General features: G+C 65.1%; 1 protein-coding gene and 1 pseudogene. Both read right to left on the bottom strand.

Annotated features, from left to right (window positions below):
• A partial coding sequence (locus tag ACGF5G_RS35755) for an acyltransferase domain-containing protein (RefSeq protein ID WP_393271330.1) occupies positions 1 to 1,001 on the bottom strand: 1,001 nt, incomplete at its 3' end.
• A gap of 57 nt (positions 1,002 to 1,058) precedes the next feature.
• Positions 1,059 to 1,118, bottom strand: a pseudogene (locus ACGF5G_RS35750) (hypothetical protein); the annotation flags it as partial.
• Positions 1,119 to 1,178: the final 60 nt, after the last annotated feature.

Genomic DNA, 1,178 nt, shown 5'->3' with positions numbered 1-1,178 from the left:
AAACGCCGGAACCGCCAACCCCGCACCCCACACTCGACCACCACCCGATCCACCGCCACCAAAGGACCAGACAACACCACCGACCCCGGCCCATTGACCGCAGCCAGATCAAGACCCAACTGATCCGCGATCTCGACCACGTCGGCTTCCGCAGCCTCGACAGCGACCATGCCACCACCGGCATCCAACGCCTGCATCAAAGCGCCCCGCGCAGCAACCAAACGACACGCGTCCTCCAAATCGAGCAAACCCGCGACGTGAACAGCGGCCAACTCACCCACCGAATGACCGACCACCACATCAACCCGCACACCGAAAGACTCCAACAACCGGAACAACGCCACCTCGACAGCAAACAACGCCGGCTGCGTGAACACCGTGTCATCCAAACCCAACCCACCCACCACGCCACCGGCCACCACCTCACCCAAACCCGCCGGCAACAAACCATCAAACCCCGCACACACCTGCCCGAACACGTCAGCAAAAACCGGGAACTCCCCAGCCAACTCCCGACCCATACCCACCCACTGAGCACCCTGACCAGTAAAAACAGCTCCCACACCACCCGAAGACACCCCCGCGTCCCCCATGACCCCGCGCAGACCAGCGATAACCGACTCCCGGTCGTCGCCGACCACAACCGCGCGGTAATCCAACGCCGCCCGCGACAACGCCAAACCCCGAGCCACATCCGGCAACGGCACATCCCGACCCTCGCGCTCCAACCAGTTCGCCAGCCGACCAGACTGCTTCCGCAACGCGGCCACGCCACGCGCCGACACCACCACAGGCGTCAAGACAGACCCATCGGCCGGGGACTCGGCGGGCGGCTCCGGCGCCAACGGCGGGGCTTCGACAATCACGTGGGCGTTCGTGCCGCTGATGCCGAACGAGGAAACAGCAGCACGCCACGGCCGCCCATCACGAACCAACTCCACCGGCTCGGACAACAAGCGCACACCGCCATCCCAATCCACCAACGGCGACGGCTCGTCCACGTGCAACGTCCTCGGCAACATCCCCGCCCGCAATGCCAACACCATTTTCATCACACCAGCCACCCCCGCGGCAGCCTGCGTGTGACCCACATTCGACTTCAACGAACCAAGCCACACCGGCCCACGACCCTGACGAGCAGCCCCATACGTCGCCACCAACGCCTGCGCCTCGATCGG

This window comes from Micromonospora sp. NPDC047730, assembly GCF_043204765.1.
In the GTDB taxonomy this organism is placed as follows: domain Bacteria; phylum Actinomycetota; class Actinomycetes; order Mycobacteriales; family Micromonosporaceae; genus Micromonospora.
This window is presented reverse-complemented; position numbering and strand designations above follow the sequence as displayed.